Origin of the sequence: Micromonospora sp. 067-2 (genome assembly GCF_046549295.1) — a bacterium.
Classification (GTDB): domain Bacteria; phylum Actinomycetota; class Actinomycetes; order Mycobacteriales; family Micromonosporaceae; genus Micromonospora.
The window spans coordinates 345,464-367,039 of sequence record NZ_JAJPWB010000005.1 but is presented as its reverse complement, the minus strand read 5'-3'; the positions used below and the strand labels follow the sequence as shown (position 1 = coordinate 367,039).

20 protein-coding genes and 2 tRNA genes are annotated in these 21,576 nt (G+C 71.6%); 14 read left to right on the top strand and 8 right to left on the bottom strand.

Going from position 1 to position 21,576, the window contains the following annotated elements:
* Positions 1-5: 5 nt before the first annotated feature.
* Positions 6-176 carry a DUF5679 domain-containing protein gene (locus tag ACLJN9_RS14465; RefSeq protein ID WP_167457767.1) on the bottom strand — a complete coding sequence of 57 codons (171 nt, stop codon included), beginning with the start codon at positions 174-176 and terminating at the stop codon, positions 6-8.
* Positions 177-691: 515 nt separating this feature from the next.
* Between ACLJN9_RS14465 and ACLJN9_RS14460 the strand changes: the two genes are divergently transcribed.
* Both ACLJN9_RS14460 and ACLJN9_RS14455 read left to right on the top strand, forming a co-directional pair.
* Positions 692-1,222: a M48 family metallopeptidase gene (locus ACLJN9_RS14460; RefSeq protein ID WP_410811808.1), complete on the top strand. Its 531-nt coding sequence runs from the start codon at positions 692-694 to the stop codon at positions 1,220-1,222.
* 93 nt (positions 1,223-1,315) lie between these two features.
* The gene (locus ACLJN9_RS14455; RefSeq protein ID WP_410811806.1) at positions 1,316-1,924 is read left to right on the top strand and encodes a hypothetical protein; all 609 of its coding nucleotides are present in this window, start codon (positions 1,316-1,318) and stop codon (positions 1,922-1,924) included.
* Between the two features lie 107 nt (positions 1,925-2,031).
* Here the strand turns inward: ACLJN9_RS14455 and ACLJN9_RS14450 are convergent, their stop codons facing one another.
* The gene (locus ACLJN9_RS14450) at positions 2,032-3,321 is read right to left on the bottom strand and encodes a zinc-dependent metalloprotease (protein ID WP_410811805.1); all 1,290 of its coding nucleotides are present in this window, start codon (positions 3,319-3,321) and stop codon (positions 2,032-2,034) included.
* Between the two features lie 115 nt (positions 3,322-3,436).
* Between ACLJN9_RS14450 and ACLJN9_RS14445 the strand changes: the two genes are divergently transcribed.
* The 8 genes from ACLJN9_RS14445 (at position 3,437) to ACLJN9_RS14410 (ending at position 11,566) form a co-directional block, all read left to right on the top strand.
* Positions 3,437-4,450 carry a PDZ domain-containing protein gene (locus ACLJN9_RS14445; protein ID WP_410811804.1) on the top strand — a complete coding sequence of 338 codons (1,014 nt, stop codon included), beginning with the start codon at positions 3,437-3,439 and terminating at the stop codon, positions 4,448-4,450.
* A gap of 97 nt (positions 4,451-4,547) precedes the next feature.
* Entirely contained in the window at positions 4,548-7,535 is a 2,988-nt protein-coding gene (locus ACLJN9_RS14440) for a UPF0182 family protein (protein ID WP_410811803.1), read from the top strand.
* A gap of 180 nt (positions 7,536-7,715) precedes the next feature.
* Entirely contained in the window at positions 7,716-8,225 is a 510-nt protein-coding gene (locus ACLJN9_RS14435; protein ID WP_410811997.1) for an RNA polymerase sigma factor, read from the top strand.
* Positions 8,215-9,171, top strand: a complete 957-nt coding sequence (locus tag ACLJN9_RS14430; RefSeq protein WP_410811802.1) for a hypothetical protein — start codon at positions 8,215-8,217, stop codon at positions 9,169-9,171. Before ACLJN9_RS14435 ends, ACLJN9_RS14430 begins: the two co-directional genes overlap by 11 nt.
* 87 nt (positions 9,172-9,258) lie before the next feature.
* A tRNA-Met gene (locus tag ACLJN9_RS14425) sits at positions 9,259-9,332 on the top strand.
* A 179-nt stretch (positions 9,333-9,511) separates the two neighbouring features.
* Positions 9,512-9,588 (top strand) — tRNA-Met (locus ACLJN9_RS14420).
* Between the two features lie 150 nt (positions 9,589-9,738).
* Positions 9,739-11,229, top strand: coding sequence for a sulfatase (locus tag ACLJN9_RS14415; RefSeq protein WP_410811801.1), 1,491 nt, complete (start codon positions 9,739-9,741; stop codon positions 11,227-11,229).
* 85 nt (positions 11,230-11,314) lie between these two features.
* The gene (locus ACLJN9_RS14410; protein ID WP_410811800.1) at positions 11,315-11,566 is read left to right on the top strand and encodes a hypothetical protein; all 252 of its coding nucleotides are present in this window, start codon (positions 11,315-11,317) and stop codon (positions 11,564-11,566) included.
* A gap of 64 nt (positions 11,567-11,630) precedes the next feature.
* On the opposite strand, the gene ACLJN9_RS14405 is transcribed toward ACLJN9_RS14410, so the two are convergent.
* Positions 11,631-12,962 carry an ABC transporter substrate-binding protein gene (locus ACLJN9_RS14405; protein ID WP_410811799.1) on the bottom strand — a complete coding sequence of 444 codons (1,332 nt, stop codon included), beginning with the start codon at positions 12,960-12,962 and terminating at the stop codon, positions 11,631-11,633.
* A 145-nt stretch (positions 12,963-13,107) separates the two neighbouring features.
* On the opposite strand from ACLJN9_RS14405, the gene ACLJN9_RS14400 reads away from it, so the two are divergent.
* Entirely contained in the window at positions 13,108-13,941 is an 834-nt protein-coding gene (locus ACLJN9_RS14400; RefSeq protein ID WP_410811798.1) for a phosphoribosylaminoimidazolesuccinocarboxamide synthase, read from the top strand.
* A gap of 16 nt (positions 13,942-13,957) precedes the next feature.
* On the opposite strand, the gene glpK is transcribed toward ACLJN9_RS14400, so the two are convergent.
* Positions 13,958-15,442 carry a glycerol kinase GlpK gene (glpK, locus tag ACLJN9_RS14395; RefSeq protein WP_410811796.1) on the bottom strand — a complete coding sequence of 495 codons (1,485 nt, stop codon included), beginning with the start codon at positions 15,440-15,442 and terminating at the stop codon, positions 13,958-13,960.
* Positions 15,443-15,544: 102 nt separating this feature from the next.
* Between glpK and ACLJN9_RS14390 the strand changes: the two genes are divergently transcribed.
* Complete coding sequence (locus tag ACLJN9_RS14390; protein WP_410811794.1) at positions 15,545-16,483, top strand: ribose-phosphate diphosphokinase; 939 nt, start codon at positions 15,545-15,547, stop codon at positions 16,481-16,483.
* 20 nt (positions 16,484-16,503) lie between these two features.
* Here ACLJN9_RS14390 and ACLJN9_RS14385 read toward each other — a convergent pair whose 3' ends face one another.
* Complete coding sequence (locus ACLJN9_RS14385) at positions 16,504-16,956, bottom strand: ATP-binding protein (RefSeq protein ID WP_410811793.1); 453 nt, start codon at positions 16,954-16,956, stop codon at positions 16,504-16,506.
* Positions 16,957-17,074: 118 nt separating this feature from the next.
* Between ACLJN9_RS14385 and macS the strand changes: the two genes are divergently transcribed.
* The gene (gene macS / locus ACLJN9_RS14380) at positions 17,075-18,223 is read left to right on the top strand and encodes a MacS family sensor histidine kinase (RefSeq protein WP_410811792.1); all 1,149 of its coding nucleotides are present in this window, start codon (positions 17,075-17,077) and stop codon (positions 18,221-18,223) included.
* Between the two features lie 14 nt (positions 18,224-18,237).
* Entirely contained in the window at positions 18,238-18,897 is a 660-nt protein-coding gene (locus ACLJN9_RS14375) for a response regulator (protein ID WP_410811996.1), read from the top strand.
* A gap of 20 nt (positions 18,898-18,917) precedes the next feature.
* Here ACLJN9_RS14375 and ACLJN9_RS14370 read toward each other — a convergent pair whose 3' ends face one another.
* The 3 genes from ACLJN9_RS14370 to ACLJN9_RS14360 all read right to left on the bottom strand — a co-directional run bounded on the left by ACLJN9_RS14370 (position 18,918) and on the right by ACLJN9_RS14360 (position 21,447).
* Positions 18,918-19,490 (bottom strand): DUF5709 domain-containing protein, encoded by a 573-nt coding sequence (locus ACLJN9_RS14370; RefSeq protein ID WP_410811791.1) that lies wholly within the window; start codon positions 19,488-19,490, stop codon positions 18,918-18,920.
* A gap of 89 nt (positions 19,491-19,579) precedes the next feature.
* Positions 19,580-20,449 (bottom strand): ATP-binding protein, encoded by an 870-nt coding sequence (locus tag ACLJN9_RS14365; protein ID WP_410811790.1) that lies wholly within the window; start codon positions 20,447-20,449, stop codon positions 19,580-19,582.
* Positions 20,449-21,447, bottom strand: coding sequence for an SDR family oxidoreductase (locus ACLJN9_RS14360; RefSeq protein ID WP_410811789.1), 999 nt, complete (start codon positions 21,445-21,447; stop codon positions 20,449-20,451). Before ACLJN9_RS14360 ends, ACLJN9_RS14365 begins: the two co-directional genes overlap by 1 nt.
* Between the last annotated feature and the right edge of the window lie 129 nt (positions 21,448-21,576).

Here is a 21,576-nt window from a genome sequence, read left to right as displayed (position 1 = left end):
ACTCCTCAGACCTTCGCCTTGCCGAGGATGCGGTTCACTGTTGTCCCGCACACCGGACACTTGCCCTTTGCCATGTTCATTCCGGTCTTCGAGACCTCCACGTGCCCCTCGAAGTCCCGCTTCTCCTTGCACTTCACGCAGTAACCGTTGTAGGTCGTCTGGGCCTGGTCGGCCACGGTGCCCTCCTCGTCTCGTCCGCCGGTCGATGCCGTCCCGGCGGGGTGCCCGGCGGCGGGCCACAGGGGGCTCCGGCGCTGGGTCTCACTCCGCGGCCACCATCGTGACCGCTGGTCCGCGGACCCTACCCAGGTGTGGGCGGTTCCATGTCAGCTGTGCATCGACACTGTGAGCTAGTCGACGTCGAGAGTGTGCACGGCGAATTAGGTCGGATAAGTCAGTTTGGCGGGGACACGCCGGCCAAACCGTCACAGCCACCCGTGCGGGTGCCCCCGAAGAGGCGCCGAGCGCAGTGATCACCTACGGTGGAGGGGCGCCGCGCGCAGCGCCGCCATCGACGTTCACGAAGGGTGACGGATTGGCGGATGGCCGACCCAACCAAGAAATTTTCGGGACGCCGGGCGACCAATCACCATTTTCTGGGCGCGTGTCATGCGGTTGACTCTTGCGGACCCCTGGTCAGTACGCATTAGCTTTCCTTCGTGACACGTAGCCGAGGCTGCGCGGGCCAGTGATGGCGGGGACGCGCAAGCCGGTCGTCGAGGTGCGGCGCAGTCAGCGTCGGCGACGCACGGTGTCTGCGTACCGTGACGGTGAGCGGGTCGTCGTCCTCATTCCGGACCAGTTCTCCCGGGCCGAGGAGAGCGAGTGGGTCGACCGGATGCTCGCCCGGCTCGCCGCCCGGGAGGGCCGGCTGGCCCGCTCCGACGACGAGTTGCTGGCCCGGGCCACCCGGCTGATCGATCTCTACCTCGACGGGTACGGCGCGAGGGCAGTTCCGGCCAGCGTCCGGTGGGTCACCAACCAGAACGGCCGGTGGGGCTCCTGCACACCCGCCGACCGCAGCATCCGGATCTCCCACCGGGTCCAGGACATGCCCGACTGGGTCATCGACTACGTGCTGCTGCACGAGCTCGCCCACCTCATCGTGCCCAGCCACAACGCCCGGTTCTGGGCCCTGGTGGGCCGCTATCCCAAGGCCGAGCGGGCCCGCGGCTACCTCGAGGGCGTCGCTGCCGCCTCCTGCGCCCCGCTGCCCACCTGAACTCCTCGGCCGAGGCCCCCTGAGCCCGAGGCCCCCTGGAACCCGTGTCGGGCGGGGTCGGGGTGGGGTCGGGCGGGGCGCTAGGGTCGACAGATGGCACGACGGGTGGTGGTGGCCTTGCTCGGCCCGGTCTCCTGGTCGCCGCCCGGCGTCGACCGGGCGCAGTGGCGGGCGGCCCTGGCAGAGGACGTCATCGACCTGCTCGCCACGCTCAACGAGGTGGAGATCGCGGTCGCGGTGTCCCCCGCCGATCGTGCTCTGGCCGATGCGCTGGTGTGGCCTGGCACGGCCGTGTACGAGGTCGCGGAGCCGACGCCGAACGCCGTTTTCGCCGCGTTGGAGGGCTACGACCAGGCGGCGGTGCTCGCCGGCGACGTGCCCGACCTACCCGCGCTGACCGTCGGCAAGCTGCTGCGACCGCTCACCACGCGGCCGGTCGCGGTGGCTCCGGTCGAGGGCGGCGGCCCGGGTCTGCTCGGGGTGGCCGTGCGACTGCCCGTGCCAGACTGGCTGCCGCTGTTGGACCTCGACACGGCGACGCCTGTCGAGGCGCGTTCGGGTGCCCCTCGACCGGGGGACGTGGCGGTCACCGCCGGGTGGCGACGGATGCGCGGCCCGGCCGACCTTGCCACGCTGGACCCCGCCTTCGAGGGCTGGGAAGCGACCCGTGCCCTTCTCTCGGGCTCCGGCCGACCCGCCTGACCAACCAGGCCGCCCGGCCGACCCGCCTGACCAACCAGGCCGCCCGGCCGATCCGCTCGACCCCCGGGTGCCCGCCGTCGATCGGTGCGGGCACCCGCGGTGAGGCGTCAGGGCTTGGCGTCGCCGTCGGTGTCGGTGTCGTCGGACTGGCCCGGAGCCTTCTCCTCCGCGCCGCCGGGGGCGGTGAAGTCGAAGCTGTCCAGCTCGCTCAGGTCCGTGTCGTTCATCGCGAAGGCCACCGGGTCGGCGAAGTCGTCGTCCGACGGGAGCAGGTCCGGGTGACCCCAGACGGCGTCCCGACCGGCGATGCCACGGTGCTCGGTGAGCGCGGCCCAGAGTGCCGCCGCCTCGCGCAGCCGGCGGGGCCGCAACTCCAGACCGACCAGCGCGGCGAAGGTCTGCTCGGCGGGACCGCCGGCCGCGCGGCGACGGCGGAACGCCTCACCGAGCCGTACGACGTTCGGCAGCCGCTCGCTGGCGGCGCTGTCCACCACATGGCAGACCCATCCCTCGACCAGGGCCAACGCGGTCTCCAGTCGGGCCAGCGACGCCTTCTGGGCCGGGGTGTCCTCCGGGGTGAAGATGCCCTCCAGCGCGATGGCCTGCATCGACTCCGGGTCGGTCGGGTCGACCCGACCCATCGCCTCCTCGATCGCCTCCCGGTTGACCCGGATGCCCGAGGCGTACATCTCGACGGCGCTGAAGACGTGCCCGCGCAACCAGGGGACGTGCTGGAACAACCGCTGGTGGGCGGCCTCGCGCAGCGCCACGTAGAGGCGTACCTCGTCCTCGGGAAGCTCCAGCCCTTCGCCGTACGCCCGGATGTTGGCCGGGATCAGTGCGGCCGTGCCGGCCGGGCCGAGCGGCAGCCCGATGTCGCCGGCGGAGAGCACCTCCGCGGCGAGCGAGCCGAGGGCCTGGCCGAGCTGGCCGCCGAAGAGCGCGCCACCGAGGGTCGCCACCATCGACTGCATCGGGCCGAGCTGGGCGCGCGCCTCCGGCGGGACCAGGTCACCCATCGCGCCGACCATCCGGCTGGCCACCGGGTCGCAGAGCTTGCGCCAGACGTCCAGCGTCTTGAAGATCCACTCATTGCGGTTCCAGGCAACCGGGGACTGGATGCCCGAGGGCCACGCCGAGGCGGGCTCGAGCCACAGGTCGGCGAGGCGCAGCGCCTCCTCGACCGCGTTGCGCTCGAACGGCGACACCGCCGGGTCGCCGGTGGCCGCCAACTGGCTGGCCGCCACCTGCCGAGCCAGGTCCCAGTTGACCGGCCCGCTGCCCGGAGCGGAGAGCAGATGCTGCAACTGCGACATGAACTGCTGCATCTGCGCGGGATCGTTGGGGTCTGGTGGTTGCCCACCCGGAAGCGCGAAACCGAACGGAATATCAGGCACGACGTCTACGGTACGCGCGCGCCGCCCCAGGTCGCCGCCGCTGGCGTTGCGCTGAGGGCGAAGTCGTGCGATGCATCCGGCAACCGTCCCCCGGGCGGTCGGTACGCTCTGCCGCATGAGACGTCGTGGCCTGACGGTCCTGCTCGGTGCCCTGTTCACCGCCCTGCTGAGCGTAGGGGTGCTCCGGGTGCCGATCCCGTACGTGGTGCTCGGCCCGGGCCCGACGGTCAACACCCTCGGCACGGCCGACGGCAAGGAGGTCATCCAGATCTCCGGGCGCGAGACGTCCAGCTCGGCGGGTCAGCTCAGGCTGACCACGGTGGGGGTCCAGCCCACGGTGCGGCTCCGGGGAGCCATCGCCGGCTGGTTCTCCGACGACGAGGCGGTGGTGCCGCGCGAGCTGGTCTACCCCCCGGGGGAGTCGACGGAGCAGGTCGAACAGCGCAATGCCGAGGACTTCAAGGCGTCACAGACCAGTGCCGAGACCGCCGCGCTGCGCGAGTTGGGCTTCCCGGTGCAGGTGGTCGTCAAGTCGGTGACCGCGGACGGCCCGTCCGCCGGGTCGCTCAAGGTCGGTGACGTGATCACCTCGGTCAACGGTCAGCCGGTGCCGGTGGCCGCGAAGCTCACCGAACTGGTCCGGGCCAAGCCGGCCGGCACGGCCCTGACCATCGGCTACACCCGCGACGGTGCGTCGGCCACCGCGGCGGTGACCAGTCGGGAGCAGGACGGCCGACCACGGATCGGCGTCGAGATCGACCAGCAGCAGCCGCACCCGTTCACGCTCGGCATCGACCTGGGCGACATCGGCGGGCCGAGCGCCGGCCTCATGTTCGCCCTGGGCATCGTCGACAAGCTGACCCCGGCGGACCTCACCGCCGGCAGGGTCATCGCCGGAACCGGCACCATCGACGACGAGGGCGCGGTCGGCCCGATCGGCGGCATCGCCCAGAAACTGGTCGGCGCGAAGCGTGCCGGGGCCAAGGTGTTCCTGGTGCCGGCCGACAACTGCGCCGAGGCGGTCCGCAATCCGCAGCCCGGTCTGCCGCTGCTGCGGGTGGGCTCGTTGGACGAGGCACTGACCGCACTGGAGACGCTGCGTTCGGGAGGCCAACCGACCCGCTGCTGACTCGTGTGACCGTGCCCCGACACGTCCAGGAACCTCCCGTACTCTGGGTGCCTGGTCGGAGCCGATCACATTCGAGCGTGCGGAGCCAACAGTGGTCATGCGTAGCAGCAGCCCCCTTCCGAGGATGAGCCGGCGCGGACGCGTCACCATCGCTGTCCTGGTCGGGGTGTTCGTGCTCTTCACCCTGCTCGGCTGGGGTGTCCAGGCATGGACGGACTGGCTCTGGTTCGACGAGGTCCGCTACACCGAGGTCTTCACCGGTGTGCTGGTCACCCGACTGTTGCTCTTCCTCGCCATCGGCCTCGGCATGGCCGTGATCGTCGGGGGCAACCTGTGGCTGGCCCACCGGTTGCGCCCGCGACTGCGTCCGCACTCGGTCGAGCAGGCGACCCTGGAGCGGTACCGGATGGCGCTCAGCCCACGCCTCGGCACCTGGATCGCGTTGACCGCCGCCGTCGTCGGGCTCTTCGCCGGTCTGTCCGCGCAGAGCCGGTGGAACCAGTGGCTGCTCTTCCGCAACGGCGGCAACTTCGGGATCAAGGACCCGGAGTTCGGGGTGGACATCGGCTTCTACGTCTTCCAGTTGCCGTTCTGGCGGTACCTGCTCGGGGTCGCCTTCACCGCTGTGGTGCTGGCCGTGATCGGTGCCCTGGCGGTGCACTACCTCTTCGGCGGCGTTCGTCTCCAGGGCGTCGGAGACCGGATGAGCAACGCGGCGCGTGCTCACCTGAGCAGCCTGGTCGCCGTCTTCGTGCTGCTCAAGGCCCTCGCGTACGTGCTGGACCGACGGGCGATGCTGCTGGAGTACAACGAGGGCGCCAAGTTGTACGGCGCCGGCTACGCCGACGTCAACGCACTGCTGCCGGCGAAGGAGATCCTGGCCTACATCTCCATCGTGGTGGCGATCGCGATCATCGTGTTCTCCAACGCCTGGATGCGGAACCTCGTGTGGCCGGGCATCTCGCTCGCCCTGCTGGGCGTGTCCGCCGTGGCCATCGGCGGCATCTATCCCTGGGCGGTGCAGACCTTCGAGGTCAAGCCGAGCGCCAAGGACAAGGAAGCGCCGTACATCCAGCGCAGCATCGACGCGACCCGGGCGGCGTTCGGGCTGGCGACCACCGAGACCACGCCGTACGCGGCGAGCAACCTCACCCCACCGGGCAACCTGGCCACCGACATCTCGGTGGTGTCGAACGTGCGGCTGCTCGACCCGCAGCTGGTCAGCGAGACGTACACCCAGCTCCAGCAGGTGCGCGGCTTCTACGACTTCGGCCCGAAACTGGACATCGACCGGTACGGGGTGAACGGCAAGACCTCCGACTACGTGGTCGGCGTGCGGGAGATCAACTATGGCGAGCTGACCGACCAGCAGAACACCTGGATCAACCGGCACACCGTCTACACCCACGGGTACGGGCTGGTGGCCGCTCCGGCGAACCAGGTGGTCTGCGGCGGGCAACCGTTCTTCGTCTCCGGCTTCCTCGGCGAGAAGACCCAGGAGGCGTGCTCCTCGCAGACCGAGCAGATCCCGGCCAAGCAGCCGCGCATCTACTACGGCGAGCGGATGGCGGCCGACGACTACGCGATCGTCGGTCAGGCCGACCCGAACAAGAAGGCCGAGTTCGACCGCCCGGTCGGTGAGGGTGGCGGCGAGTCCTACACCTACACCGGTGAGGGCGGCGTGAAGATCGGCTCCTTCCCGCGGCGGCTGCTCTACGCCATCAAGGAGCAGGAGTCGAACTTCCTGCTCTCCGAGGCCGTCAACAAGGACTCGAAGCTGCTCTACGTGCGCAACCCGCGGGACCGGGTGGAGAAGGTCGCGCCGTTCCTCACCCTGGACGGCGACCCGTACCCGGCGGTGGTCGACGGGCGGGTGCAGTGGATCGTCGACGGTTACACGACGGCGGCCACCTACCCGTACGCCGAGCGGGTCAACCTGCAGACCGAGACCACCGACGAGCTGACCAACCGGGGCACCTTCCAGCTGGCCCGGGAGAACGTCAACTACATGCGCAACTCGGTGAAGGCCACCGTCGACGCGTACGACGGCACCGTGCGGCTCTACGAGTACGACGACACCGACCCGGTGCTCAAGGCGTGGAACAAGGCGTTCGGTGGTGACCTGGTGCTGCCGAAGAAGGACATCCCGGTCGAGCTCACCGAGCACCTGCGCTATCCGGCGGACATGTTCAAGGTGCAGCGCAACCTGCTCACCAAGTTTCACGTGACCAACCCGGGCGACTTCTACTCGGCACAGGACTTCTGGCAGGTGCCCAACGTGCCGGACGCACCGGACAGCGGCCAGAAGCAGCCCCCGTACTACCTGTTCACCCAGTTCCCGGGGCAGGAGGGCCCGCGGTTCCAGCTCACCTCCGCGGTCACCCCGAACGGCCGGCAGAACCTCGCGGCGCTGATCTCCGGGTCGTACGTCGACGGGCAGCCCCGGCTGGAGGTGCTGGAGCTGCCGGACCAGACCCGGATCTCCGGCCCGGTGCAGGTCCACCAGCAGATGACCAACAACGCCAACATCCGTCAGCAGCTCAACCTGCTCTCCAGCAACCAGGCGCAGGTGCAGTACGGCAACCTGCTCTCGTTGCCGTTCGCCGACGGCATGCTCTACGTCGAGCCGGTGTACGTGAAGAGCAACCAGCAGGACGCCTATCCGCTGCTGCAGAAGGTGCTGCTCTCGTACGGCGACGGCGGCTCGTTCGTGGCGCTGGCCGACAACATCAACGACGGCATCAAGCAGCTGGTCGACCAGGGTAAGCGGGCCGGCACGGGCGCGCCGCCACCTCCGACCACCGGGGGCAACCCGACGGCGCCGACGCCGACGCCGACGCCAAGCGGCGGCACCGGCAACCCGCCGCCGACCGGCGGGCTGGCCACCGCCGCGGATCGGGTGCAGACCGCCATCACCGAGGTCCGCAACGCGCAGGCCTCGGGTGACTTCGAGCGGTACGGTCGCGCGCTCAAGGCGCTGGACGAGGCGCTCACCGCCTTCCAACAGGCACAGCAGGCGGCCAACCCGGGCGGTGCGCCCAGTGGCAACCCGTCGCCCGGCACCAGCCCGAGCACGGGAGGCTGACCAGCCCAGCCCGCGGCATCCTCCTCGGAGCCCTCGTCGTCGGACCGCACCGGTCCGGGCGCCGGGGGCTCCGGCGTCTTCAGTCACCTCTCCGACAGGGTTCGGCTGATTCGGCCCCGCAACCTGCGGCAACGGTCCGTCGTCCTTCCTGCAAGGGGATGTGGACGAGGGGGGATGGTCGTGAGGGACGCCGAGAGCTTCGACGACTTCTATCGCAGCACCGCCCGGCGGATGCTCCGGTACGGCTACGCGGTCACCGGCGACCACACCGAGGCGCAGGATCTCGTGCAGGAGGCGTTCGCGCGGGCCTGGCGGCAGTGGGGCCAACTGGCGGCGCATCCGGCTCCCGAGGCGTGGCTGCGGCTGGTGGTGGCGCGGCTCGCGACCGACCGCTGGCGGCATCTGCACCGTTGGCGGGCGGCGCTGAGCCGTACCGGCCCCCCGCGGGAAGCCCCACCACCGAGTGAGGACGGGGTGCTGCTTGTTCGCGCGCTCCGCCAGTTGCCGGCCGCCCAGCGGCAGGCGCTCGCCCTGCACTACCTCTTCGACATGTCGGTACAGGACATCGCCCGGGAGACCGACGTTCCGGTCGGCACCGTGAAGTCCTGGCTGTCCCGCGGCCGGTCCCGGCTCGCCGCCCTGCTACCTGATCTCGTCACCGTGGAACTGGAGGCCACCGATGTCGCGTGAACTTTCCGACCTGTACCGGTCGCTCGCCGCCTACGCCGACCGTCGAGAGCCGGGCGTCCCCGAGGTGCTGCGCCAGTGGGCGGACCGGCGGGCCCGGGTCCGTACCGTCGGGGTCAGCCTCGCGGTGGCACTGGTGCTGGGCGGCGTGGCGACCGGCACCCAGATGGTCCTCAGGCCACAGCTGGCGGCCGTACCCGCGCCGGCGGCGACCTCGGCGCTGCCGCCACAGCCCGCGACGCCGACGCCGACGCCGTCTGCCTCGCCGACGGCGATCGGCAGGCCGGTGGTGCCGGTCATGCCGCCGGCATCGCCTCCGCGACCTCGGGGCACGGCCGGCGGGTCGCCGGGTGGCACCACCGCGCCCCCGCTGACCCGCATCCCTGATCAGGCGTTCTTCGCCCTGGCGCCGTCGAACGAGATCGGGGTCCGGCCCCGGTTCCAGAAGCTGGAGGTGCTGCCGGACCTGTGCGGCGCGCGTTACCCGACCGAGGCCGCGGTGGTCCAACGCCGCACCCGGCTGCTGGTCTACAAGCTGCCGCGAAACCCCGGTGAGGGGTACGTCCCGGACGGCAGCTACGCGCACACCATCACCATCTATCGCGCCGGGCGTGCCGACGAGGTGCTCGACGAGCTGCGCCGGATGGTGCGTGCCTGCCCGGAGCAACGGCGGCCGGGCGATGCCGCGCCGGTGCTCAGCAGGCAGCGGCTGCTTCCCGACAGCGGGTTCGGCGACGATTCGGTGCTGTTCGAGCTGCGGAGCGCCAGCCGGGACGTCAACGGCGATCCGACCGGCGGGCAGGACGTTCGGCTGGTCCGCGCGATCCGGGTCGGCGACGTGGTGACGGTCCTCTGGGAGCAGGGTTGGGAGAACACCTCCAGCCAGCGCGCGCAGGTCGACGCCGACAGTCGGCGGGCGGTGGCGGCGATCAGGAGCTGGGTCGGTTGACAACGGCCCAGGTCAACGCGCTGGGCGAGGCGGTATCAGGGTCGCTTTGCGGTGCTCGTGGTGTGTGCGCTACGGTTAACCAGGCGACGCGGGGTGGAGCAGCTCGGTAGCTCGCTGGGCTCATAACCCAGAGGTCGCAGGTTCAAATCCTGTCCCCGCTACAAAAGAAACACCGCACACACAAGAGCCCGTCTCCCGCAATTGCGGGAGACGGGCTCTTGTGTGTGCGGCGGACGACGCTCGTCGCGCCGGCACCGCGTGTCGGTACGGAAGCAGCAGGCCCCCGGCGTGACCCGCCCGCGAGTGTGCGCGAAGGGGTGCGCTAGTATTTCTCCAGCGACGCGGGGTGGAGCAGCTCGGTAGCTCGCTGGGCTCATAACCCAGAGGTCGCAGGTTCAAATCCTGTCCCCGCTACCACTGAAGAAGTGCAATGCAGAACGCGGTCCCCGATCCAGGGGGCCGCGTTCTTGTCGTGGTGTGTGCCCGGTGAACGGATCGGCCCGTTGTTGACCGGATCATCACCGCTTGTTTAATAGATGCTGACAAATCTCGGTCAGGCTCGGCGGCATGGCTATCACCCCCCGACGCCTCCTGGCCGCCACCGTCGTGGCCGGGCTGGCGCTGCTCGCCGCCTGGACACCCGCGCGGGGCGCCGCGCCCGCCCCGGTGCCCGCCGCCGCACCCAACATCATCTTCGTGCTCACCGACGACCTGGCGTGGAACCTCGTGCAGTATCTGCCGCAGGTCAAACAGCTGCAGAACGAGGGCACGACCTTCACCAACTACACGGTGACCGACTCGCTGTGCTGCCCGTCCCGCTCCTCGATCCTCACCGGCCAGTTCCCGCACAACACGGGTGTGTTCACCAACGGCGGAGCCGACGGCGGTTTCGCGGTCTTCAAGGGTCGGGGCAACGAGAACCGAACCTTCGCCACCGCTCTGCAGGGCAAGGGCTACCGGACCGCCTTCCTGGGTAAGTACCTCAACGGCTACCTACCGGCGGACACCCAGGGCGGTGCGCTGCCGTACGTCCCGCCGGGCTGGTCGGAGTGGTACGTGGCCGGGAACGGGTACCCCGAATACAACTACGACCTGAACGAGAACCACACGGTCGTCCACTATGGCAACAAACCAGCCGACTACCTGACCAACGTGCTGTCCCGCAAGGGCAAGGACTTCATCCAGCGTTCGGCCGCCACCGGGACACCCTTCCTGTTGGAGGTCTCGACCTTCGCCCCGCACAGCCCGTTCACCCCGGCCAACCAGGACCTCGAGGACTTCCCCGGGCTCACCGCCCCGCGCACCGCCGCGTACGACCGGCTGCCCACCGACCCGCCGTCCTGGCTCGCCGGCAACGGGCCGTTGACCAGCAAGGAGAAGAGCACCCTCGACACGAACTTCCGCAAGCGCGCCCAGGCCGTGCAGGCGGTGGACAGACTGATCGGCAACCTGCGCGCCCAGCTCACCGCCAGCGGCGTCGCCGACAACACCTACCTGGTGTTCAGCTCCGACAACGGCTTCCACATGGGCGAGTACCGGTTGACCGGCGGCAAGCAGACCGCCTTCGACACCGACGTACGCGTCCCGCTCGTCGTCGCCGGGCCGGGCGTCGTCCCCGGCTCGCAGCGGGCCGAGATCGTGCAGAACATCGACCTGGCACCGACCTTCCAGCGCATCGGCGGCGCCGAGGTCAGCGCGAACGTCGACGGCCGCAGCCTGCTCGGCCTGACGCGGGGCGAGCCGGCGTCCGGCTGGCGTACCGGTGGACTGATCGAGCATCACGGGCCCAACCAGGCGGCCGACGACCCGGATGCCCAGGACCGGCGCAACGGCAGCCCCACCACGTACGAGGCGCTGCGGACAGCGACCTACACGTACGTGGAGTACTCGAACGGGGAACGGGAGTACTACGACCGGAGCGTCGACCCCCACCAGCTCGACAATCTGGCCGGCAGACTGCCGGCCGCGAGGCTGGCCGCGCTGCACCAGGCGCTCGCCGCGTACGTCGCCTGCCAGAGCCACGCGACCTGCTGGACGGCCGGCCACGTCCCGGCCTGACGGCTCAGCAGGCGCACGGAACTTCGCCTGAGAATCTGGCCTGGACCGACGTGCCCGGGTTGCGTCCTTCGGCGAGGATGGGCGCATGTCTTCAATCAACAAGTGGTGGGGCCGGCTCAGCGCGGTCCTCGGTGCGGTCGTGCTGGCGGTCTTCGTGCCCGTCGCGGCCTGGGCGTCCACGGGTACCGGCGAGCTGGTGGTCGAGGCCGCCCGGCGGCGGTCCCGTGGGGGCGGCTTCGGTTTCCTCGGCCTGCTCTGCTGCCTGGTGGTGGTGGCGATCATCGTGTTCCTGGTGCTGCGGCTGACGCGCAACCGCCGGGGCGGCCCGCCGCGCTGACCCGCCAGCCCTCGCCGAGACCGGCATGGTCACCGGCGGCAGGCCCTGAGCCTGTCGCCGGTGCTCACGCCGCCAGGGCGGCGTTGGCCTGGCCGAGAAAACGCGAGGTGGCCGCGCGGGTGCCGGCCCGTCCGGCGCGAATGCTCTCCGCGGCGGCGACCAGCAGGGTGCGTACCGTGGCGTGACCCTTCGGCGGTGGCACCGGTGCCGGCCCGAGCTGGTCGGCGATGCGGGCGCCGAAAGCGGCGGCGCGCTGCTGGGCCGGGTCGGTGATGCTGCCCTCGGCGTAGCGGCGCACCGCGAGACTGGCGTTGAGGCCGCGTTCGTGACCGAGGACGGTCCCGGCCTCGCCGTTCGTGGTCAGGAAGTTGATGACGTCGGCGACGGTGTCCGGGTGGCGGGTGCCCCGGAACGCCGCCCAGTACATCGACGCCCGCGCCCACTGGGCGCCCGGTGGGCCCGGAAAGCCGATCACGCCCAGCTCGGCCTCGGTGAGCCGTTGCAACTCCGGCAGCTGGTGAGACCAGGCGAACGACGCGGCGGTCAACCCCGTGACCACCAGTTGCCGGGCCGGCTCGCCACTGTCGGCCTGCTCCACCAGTGCCGCGCCGGGCGTGGCCCGCCCTCCGCGGGCCCGCTGCCACAGCTCGAACCAGGCGATCAGGTCGTCGGCGCCGAAGCCCAGCTGACGCCCGCGGTAGAACTCGCCACCCTGCGAGCGCAGCCAGAGCCAGAGTGCCCGGTAGTCGCCGGACGGGTCCATGGTGCCGGCCACCCGACCGTTGCTGGCCTCGGTGACCTGCTCCGCCCAGGAGATGTAGTCGGCCCAGGACATCCCGGCCCGAGGCTCGGGCACCCGAAGATCGCGCAGCAGGTCCCGGTTGAAGACCACGGCCGCGAGGGTCTGCCCGCCGGCCACGGCCATCGTCCGCCCGCCCACGGTGCCGTAGCGGATCAGCCCCTCCGGCAGGCTCCGCAGGTCCAACCGGTGGTCGGCGACCCGCTCGCTGAGGTCGAGGATGATCTGGCGTTCGGCGTACTCGGTCAGCACCGAGTCGTCGAGCTGGATCAGGTCGGGCACGTTGCCGCCGGCCGCCTGGGTGGCCAGCCGGTCGTAGTAGCCGTCGGCGCCCTGCCAGGTGACCCGGAAGGTCACCCGGGGGTTGCGCTCCGAGTAGAGCCGCAGCGCCTTCTCGGTGAGCTCTGCCCGCCTGGTCCCACCCCACCAGAAGACCGACAGCTCGACCGGCCCCTCCTGGGGCGATGTCTCGGTGCCGTCGCTGCATCCGGTCAGCCCACCGGAGGCCAGCAGGGGGGCACCGAGCAGCGCGGTGAGGAGTCGGCGTCGGCCCGGGTCGGCGCCGAGGCGATCGATCGGGGGTCGAACAACGGGCACGGGATCTCCTGGCACCTTCGGACGGGGTCGGACCATTCACGCAGGCGGCGCACGAGGGTGTCAACGTCCGTCCGGTCACCCCTGGGGCCGACCGGCGCGGGTGGTCGGATCGGGCCGCCGGGCGCCGCGTGGTGTACTAGGGCGCGTGGAACTTCTGCACTCGGGCAAGGTCCGGGACGTCTACGCCGACGGCGACGACCTGATCCTGGTCGCCTCGGACCGCATCTCGATCTACGACGTGGCGCTGCCGACGCCCATCCCGGACAAGGGACGCCTGCTCACCGCGCTCTCCCTGTGGTGGTTCGAGCAGCTCGCCGACCTGGTGCCGAACCACGTCATCTCGGCCACCGACGTGCCGGCCGAGGTCGCCGGGCGGGCGATCCGTGTCCAGCGACTGGAGATGGTGCCGGTCGAGTGCGTTGCCCGGGGCTACCTCACCGGCGGCGGCCTGCGGGAGTACGAGCGCACCGGCGCGGTCTCCGGCGTGCCGCTGCCGCGAGGGCTCGGTGAGGCCTCGATCCTGCCCGAGCCGATCTTCACGCCGTCGAGCAAGGCCCCCATGGGCGAGCACGACGAGCCGATCACGTACGGCGACGTGGTGGACAAGGTGGGTCAGGCCACCGCCGAGCGGCTGCGGCAGATCACCATCGACGTCTACCGGCGCGGCGCCGAGCTGGCCGCCGACCGGGGCGTCCTGATCGCCGACACCAAGATCGAGCTGGGCTGGGCGCCGGATGGCACCCTGGTCCTCGCCGACGAGTTGCTCACCTCCGACTCGTCGCGGTTCTGGCCGGCCGAGTCGTACCAGCCGGGTCGGGTGCAGTTCTCCTACGACAAGCAGTACGTGCGGGACTGGGCCACCGGCAGCGGCTGGGACAAGCAGGCCCCGGCGCCCGAGGTGCCCGCCGAGGTGGTCGAGGCGACCCGGGCCCGGTACGTCGAGGTCTACGAGAAGCTCTCCGGCAACCGCTGGGAGTGATCGTCGCCCCCGGCGGTCACTGGACCCAGTCGAGGGTGCGCTGGACGGCCTTGCGCCAGTTGCCCAGCTCCCGGTCGCGCAGCTCCGGGGCCATGTCCGGCTCCCACTGCGCGTCGGAGCGCCACTGGGCGCGCAGGGTGGCCAGGTCCGGCCAGAAGCCGACCGCCAGACCGGCCGCGTACGCGGCGCCCAGGCAGGTGGTCTCGGTGATCCGGGAGCGGACCACCGGCACGTCGAGCACGTCGGCGAGGAACTGCATGAGCAGCCCGTTGGCCGTCATCCCGCCGTCCACCCGGAGTCGGCGCAGCGCCACGTCCGAGTCGGCGTTCATCGCGTCGACGACCTCGCGGGTCTGCCACGCCGACGCCTCCAGCACCGCACGGGCCAGGTGTCCCTTGGTGATGTAGCCGGTCAGGCCGGCGATCACGCCGCGCGCGTCGCTGCGCCAGTGCGGGGCGAAGAGCCCGGAGAACGCCGGCACCACGTAACAGCCACCGTTGTCGTCCACGGTGCGGGCCAGCTCCTCCACCTCGGCGGCCGTGGAGATCAGACCGAGGTTGTCCCGCAGCCACTGCACCAGCGAGCCGGTGACCGCGATCGCCCCCTCCAGCGCGTACACCGCTGGTTGGCCGTCGATCCGGTACGCGACCGTGGTGAGCAGGCCGTGCGTCGACGGGACCGGGGTGGCGCCGGTATTGAGCAGCAGGAAACTGCCGGTGCCGTAGGTGCACTTCGCCTCGCCCGGCTGGAAGCAGGTCTGCCCGAACAGGGCGGCCTGCTGGTCGCCGAGCGCGCTGGCCACCGGCACTCCGGCCAGCACCCCCGTGGCCGTGCCGTAGACCTCTGCGGAGCAGCGGATCTCCGGCAGCATCGCCGCCGGCACGCCCATCACGTCCAGCAGCTCCTGGTCCCAGTCGAGGGTTTCGAGGTCCATCAGCATGGTGCGACTGGCGTTTGTCACGTCGGTGACGTGCGCGCCGGTCAGCTTCCAGATCAGCCAGCTGTCCATGGTGCCGAAGAGCACCTCGCCGCGCTCGGCGCGCTCGCGCAGGCCGTCCACCTCGTCCAGCAGCCAGCGCAGCTTCGGCCCGGCGAAGTAGGTGGCCAGGGGCAGGCCGGTCCGGGCCCGGAACCGCTCCTCGCCGTACGCCGAGGCCAGCTCGCGCAGCAGCGGCCCGGTCCGGGTGTCCTGCCAGACCACGGCGTTGGCCACCGGGCGCCCGGTTGCCCGGTCCCAGACCAGGGTGGTCTCCCGCTGGTTGGTGATACCGACAGCGGCCAGCCCGGCCGCCCCGGTGCCGGCGGCCCGCAGAGCCTCCCGGACCACGTGCTGGACGTTCTCCCAGATCTCCTCGGCGTCGTGCTCCACCCACCCGGGTCGAGGAAAGATCTGCCGGTGCTCACGCTGGGCCACGGCGACGATCTCACCGGCCCGGTCGAAGACGATGCACCGCGACGAGGTGGTGCCCTGGTCGATGGCGGCGACGTACTGGGGGGTCACCGCAGCACCGTACCCGGACCGGTGCTGCGGTGCGACATGCGTCACGGCCACCCGGGGCCCTTCGCCGTCCGTCGCCGTCCGCTTCGCCTACGATGTGCGAACGTGCGCGACATCGCAGTTTTCAGTGGAACCGCCCATCCCGACCTGGCTGCCGAGATCTGCGCCCACCTGGGGGTGCCGCTGCATCCGGTGCGGGTCTCCCGGTTCGCCAACGACTGCCTGGAAGTGCAGCTGCAGGCCAACTGCCGGGAGCGGGACGTCTTCCTGATCCAGCCGCTGGTGCCGCCGGTGCAGGAGCACCTGGTCGAGCTGCTACTGATGATCGACGCGGCCCGGGGCGCGTCCGCCGGTCGGATCACGGTGGTGCTGCCCCACTACGCGTACGCCCGTTCGGACAAGAAGGACGCGCCGCGGATCTCGATCGGTGCCCGGCTGGTCGCCGACCTGCTCACCTCCGCCGGTGCGGACCGGGTGCTCGCGTTGACCCTGCACTCGCCGCAGGTGCACGGCTTCTTCAGCGTCCCCGTGGACCACCTGCACGCGCTGCGCGAGTTGGCCACCCACTTCCGGCGCTACGACCTCGGCAACACCGTGGTGGTCTCGCCCGATCTGGGTAACGCCAAGGAGGCGGCGGCCTTCGCACGGCTGCTCGGCACACCGGTCGCGGCCGGGGCGAAGCAGCGCTTCAGCGACGACCTGGTCAAGATAAGCGCGGTCATCGGTGAGGTGACCGACAGGGACGTCATCGTGCTGGACGACGAGATCGCGAAGGGCAGCACCGTCGTCGAGCTGATGGAGCACCTGCGCGGCCTGAACGTCCGCTCGATCCGGCTGGCCTGTACGCACGGTCTCTTCTCCGGCGACGCGCTGCAACGGCTCAGCGAGCAGGAGGGCGTCCTGGAGATCGTCTGCACCAACTCGGTCCCCATCTCGCCCGCGAAGCACGTGCCCAAACTCGAGGTGCTCTCGGTTGCCCCCGCCCTGGCCGAAGCCATGCGGCGGATCCACAACGGGGAGTCCGTCTCGGCCCTCTTCGCCTGACCACCAGCCTTGGGGCGGGGTCAGTGCGAGGTGTGGTCGCTGTGCAGGGCGGTGGTGACGCGGACGGTCGTGCCGGCGGTGCCGGTGGCGACCTCCATGGCGTCGGTCAGCTCCCGGGCCAGCCACAGGCCCCAGCCGCCAGCAGTGTCCGGGACGGGCCGGCGTCGGTCACCCAGCCGCTGCGCGCTGATCCCGTGCCCGTGGTCGGCGACCTCGCACACCAGCATCCCCGGCTCACGCCAGAGCCGGAGCCATCCCTGCCCGCCGCCATGCCGCACCGCGTTGGTGATCAGCTCGTTGATCGCCAGCACGAAGTCGTCCAGCCGCTGCCCGCCGAGCCCGGAGGCGTGCGCGTACGAGGTGACCGAGTGTCGGATCTCGGTGACGTGTGCCTGGTCGAAGGCCTCGGCGATCAGGAGGGCAGGCTCAACGGGCGCAACCGTACGCGGTGCGTGTGCCTCTGCGTTCGTCATGGCCCGTCCCGACGCCGGATCTCAACGTATTTTCGCGGCTTTTCCACCGTACGTCAGGGTTCCTTGGTACGCACTCCGTGCCCCGGCCGGCTTGCCCCGCTATGGCATCCTGACCGCCATGCCGTTGCCGCCGGGTGGTTTCGAGGTGCCCCTGTGGCGGGCGCTCACGGTGTTCCGGTTGGCGTCCCTCGCGTACGTTTGCGTGCTCGCGGTACGCGACGCCGAGCGGTACGCCCACCCGTTCGCCGTCGGCGCGCTGCTCCTGGTGATGCTGGCCTGGACCGGAACGACGGCGATCGGCTACGCCCACCCGGCCTGGCGGCGCTGGCCGCTGCTGCTGGCCGACCTCGGGGTGGCGGTGGCCATCGTGCTGGCGACCCCGTGGGTGGTCGGCCGCGCGGCGCTCGACGCCGGCGTACCCACCCTGGGGGTGGCCTGGATGGCCGGCCCGGTGCTGGCCTGGGCCGTGTCCGGCGGCCGGCGGCGGGGCACGGTGGCCGCGCTGCTGGTCGCCGGCGCCGACCTGGCCACCCGGGAGCGGATCGGCCAGTCCTCGTTCACCGGGGTGATCCTGATGCTGCTCGCCGGCGTGGTGGTCGGGCATGTGGCCCGGCTCGCGGCGGCGGCCGAGGAGCGCCTGCAACGCGCGGTGGAACTGGAGGCTGCCACCCGCGAGCGGGAGCGGCTGGCCAGGGGCATCCACGACTCGGTGCTCCAGGTGCTGGCACTCGTGCAGCGGCGCGGCGTGCACCTGCCCGGCGAAGCCGGCGAACTGGCCCGGCTGGCCGGCGAGCAGGAGGCCGCGTTGCGTGCCCTGATCGCCGGCACGTCTCCGGTCGGTGACGCCGAGCCGGACGGCGCGGGCCTGACCGACGCCGGCGCGGTGGACCTGCGGAACCTGCTCGGGCGGTACGCCTCAGCGACCGTGTCGCTCTCCGCGCCGGCCACACCGGTGCCGCTGCCTCGGCGGGTGGCCGGGGAGCTGGCCGCCGCCACCGGCGCTGCGCTGGACAACGTGGGACGGCACGCCGGTGGCCGGGCCTGGGTGCTGATCGAGGATGAGGGGGACACGGTGACCGTGTCGATCCGTGACGAGGGGCCGGGCATCCCGGACGGCCGGCTGGCCGAGGCGGCCGTCCAGGGGCGGCTCGGCGTGACCCAGTCGATCCGAGGTCGGGTGGCGGACCTCGGCGGCAGGGTCCGGATCGTGTCGACCCCCGAGGTTGGCACCGAGGTCGAGTTGACCGTGCCGAGGGCGGACCGGTGACCCCGGTGCGGGTGATGGTGGTCGACGACCATCCGATGTGGCGGGAGGGGGTGGCCCGCGACCTGACCGAGGCCGGCTTCCTGGTGGTCGCCACCAGCGGTGAGGGCCGCCAGGCGATCCGGGTGGCCGCCGCCGCCCGGCCCGACGTGGTCGTCCTCGACCTGCAACTACCCGACATCTCCGGCGTCGAGGTGGTCCGCGGGCTGCGCGCGGCGCTGCCCGACGTGCGGGTGCTGATGCTCAGCGCCAGCGGGGAGCAGCAGAGCGTGCTGGACGCGGTCAAGGCGGGCGCCACCGGATACCTGGTGAAGTCCACGGCGCCGGCCGAGTTCCTCGACGCGGTACGCCGAACGGCTGCCGGCAACCCGGTCTTCACCCCCGGCCTGGCCGGGCTGGTCCTTGGCGAGTACCGCCGGCTGGCCGCCGGAACCGGACCGGGGTCGGCGGCCGGCCCGGCCGACGGCTCGGAGCCCGGAGCGCCCCAGCTCACCGAGCGGGAGACGGAGGTGCTGCGCCTGGTGGCCAAGGGGCTGTCGTACAAGCAGATCGCGCAGCGGCTCGGCCTGTCGCACCGCACGGTGCAGAACCACGTGCAGAACACCCTGGGCAAGCTGCACCTGCACAACCGGGTCGAGCTGACCCGGTACGCGATCGAGCGCGGTCTCGACGACTGATCCGGCGGCCGGGGCCGGGGTCAGACCGAGCGCGGCGGTTCCGTCTCGTGGATGGCCAGTTCCTCGGCCGTCGCCCCGCCGCCAGCCGAACCGGCGTCGTACGCCACGGAGTCGGTCTCCTGGTCGGTGTGCGCACCCTCGTCCGGTTCCACGAGCCGGCCCACCGTGTGGTCGGCCACCGTGCCGAGCTGGCCGTGGTCGTAGAGGGAGACCGGCGAGTTCGGGTCGGAGGTGGGCCCCGGGTCGATCACGTCGGCGTCCAGCTGGGCCTCCGCCGCGGCCTCCTGGTTGTCCGCCTCGAAGGCGATCTTCGGGTCGACCGTGCCGGCCAGTGGGTCGTCCACCGGGCGTTCGAAGGCCTCCCGCTGGAGCTTGTAGTCCAACGACTCACCGTCGAGCTGTTCCTCGGCGGTGGTTCCGAACCGGTCCACCGCCACCGGCGTCCGGTCGCCGGGCAGCTGTGCCGGCTCCGGGCCGTCCGCCTCGCGCCCGGTGAGCACGTCGTCGTTGGCGGTCGAGTCGTCGTCGGCGGTGTCGGGCAGCCCCTCCGCCTCGGTGTCGGACACGGGGGTCGGGAACTCGTTGTCACGCATGTCTGATCACTACCCGCTGCCCTCCCGCCATAACCGGGGCACTGCCGGTCCTGCGCTGGGGAGTCGGACAACAGGGCCGCAACGACCCGTCAGCCGCGGGCGTCGGCCTCGTCTTCGGGGTACAGCACGCACCAGACGACCTTCCCGTCCGGTACGGGGCTACTGCCCCACCGCCGGGAAACCGTGTCGATCAGGAGCAGGCCACGGCCGCCGGCGCGGTTCAGCGGTGCGAGCCCGGCGAACGTCGGCCGGTGGGTCGAGTGGTCACGAACCGCCAGGTGCAGGGTGTCGTCCTGGGGAGCCACCCGGACGGTCATCGGTGTCCGGGCGTGTGCCACCACGTTGTTGACCATCTCGGTGACCGCGATGCACGCCGGTTCGGCGAGCGCCGACATGCCCCAACGCCGACAGCCGACGGTCACCAGCTCGCGGGCCTGCCGGGCGGCGCCGACGGTCGGGGCCAGGTCGGCGGTGAGCACCGCCGCGAGCGGCGCGGCGCTCAGCGCCGCCAGCGCACCGTCCAGGGTGGGCCAGGCCGGTGGGCCGTCCAGCGCCACGTCCGGACGGCGGGGCCCGCCGACCGCCGGGTCGCAGAGCAGCAGATCGGCGGCGGGCCAGTCGGCCACCTCCCGGCGGACGTCGCCGAAGACGTCTCGCCCACCCGTGTCGATCACGCGGAGCCCGGTCACGTCGGCCACCACCGGGCCGGGTCGGTCCCAGAGTCGGGCGAGCAGCGCCTCGCGAACCGTGTCCACGCCATCGGCGTCGAGCACACCGGTCACCCGGACCACCGCTGAGGACTCGTCGACCTCCACCTGACACCGCACGGTCGCCGACCTGACCGCCTCGGCGTGCCCGCTGGCGACGGACGCCGCCGTCCCGTCGTTCGTACGCGACTGCGGGGCTCGCAGGAGCGGCTCACTCCTCGCGCTCGCGTCCGGTCGCTCGACGCCCGTCATCAGCGCACCATCCGGGAGCGGCGGCTCATCGCCGCCATCGTGCCGACCGCCGTGCCGGCGGCAGCGAGGCCGAACGCGGCGGTCATCCGCACCATCTGCCGCCGCCGGCCGTGCCAACCACCGTCCCGACGGCCCTCCGCGTCGGCGTGGAACACGTTGCCGCTGCTGTCCGCCCGGGCAGCCGGGCCGAACTGGGTGCGGTGGGTGTACCAGCCGAGGGTTCGTTCCACCAGCGCGGGTGCCAACCGCCACTGCAGGCCGAGCAGCCGGGCCGCGCCACCGGCGTACGCCTCGCGGCGCGGTCGGCGCAGCAGCCGCACGATGGTCTCGGCGACCACCTCCGGCGGGTAGACCGGCGGCGGTGGCACCAGCTCGCGTCCGCTGTGGTTGGCCGCGTGCCGGAAGAACGGGGTGTCGATGGTGGCCGGCAGCACGGTGCAGATGGAGATCTGGGCCCGGCCGGTGACCCGCAGTTCCTGCCGGACGGTGTCGGCCAGCCCCCGGATGCCGTGCTTGGTCGCGTTGTACGCCGACTGGTACGGCATCGCCACCTCGGCCAGCAACGAGGCGTTGTTGACCAGCACGCCGCCACCGGCGGCACCCAGGTGCGGCAGTGCCGCCTTGATGCCGTGCACCGCCCCGAGCAGGTTGACCTCCAGTACCCGGCGGAACTCGGCGACCGGAATCTCGTCGAACAGACCCACCGCGCCCACCGCGGCGTTGTTCACCCATGCGTCGATCCGGCCGAACTCGGCGGCGGCCCGGTCAGCCAGCTGCTGCACCGACCCCAGGTCGGTGACGTCGGTGGGCACGGCCAACGCCCGACCGCCCAGTTGGCGGCAGCGCTGCGCGACCTGCTGCAGCGCCGGCTCGCTCCGGGCGCCCAGAACGACGGCGGCCCCTCGGCGGGCCAACGCGTACGCGGTGGCCGTGCCGATCCCGCTGGACGCGCCGGTGATCACCACGGTCGATTCGTCGAGGCTGCGGGTCAGCGGCATTCCTGGGCGGTACCCCCGGTCGGGCCAGGTCATACCAGTGACCGGCCGCCGATCGTCGGACACGCACGGAGATTTGTGACTGTCGTGGCACAAGCGTCCGTGGCACCGGTGGGCGCCGTTCCCGATCTG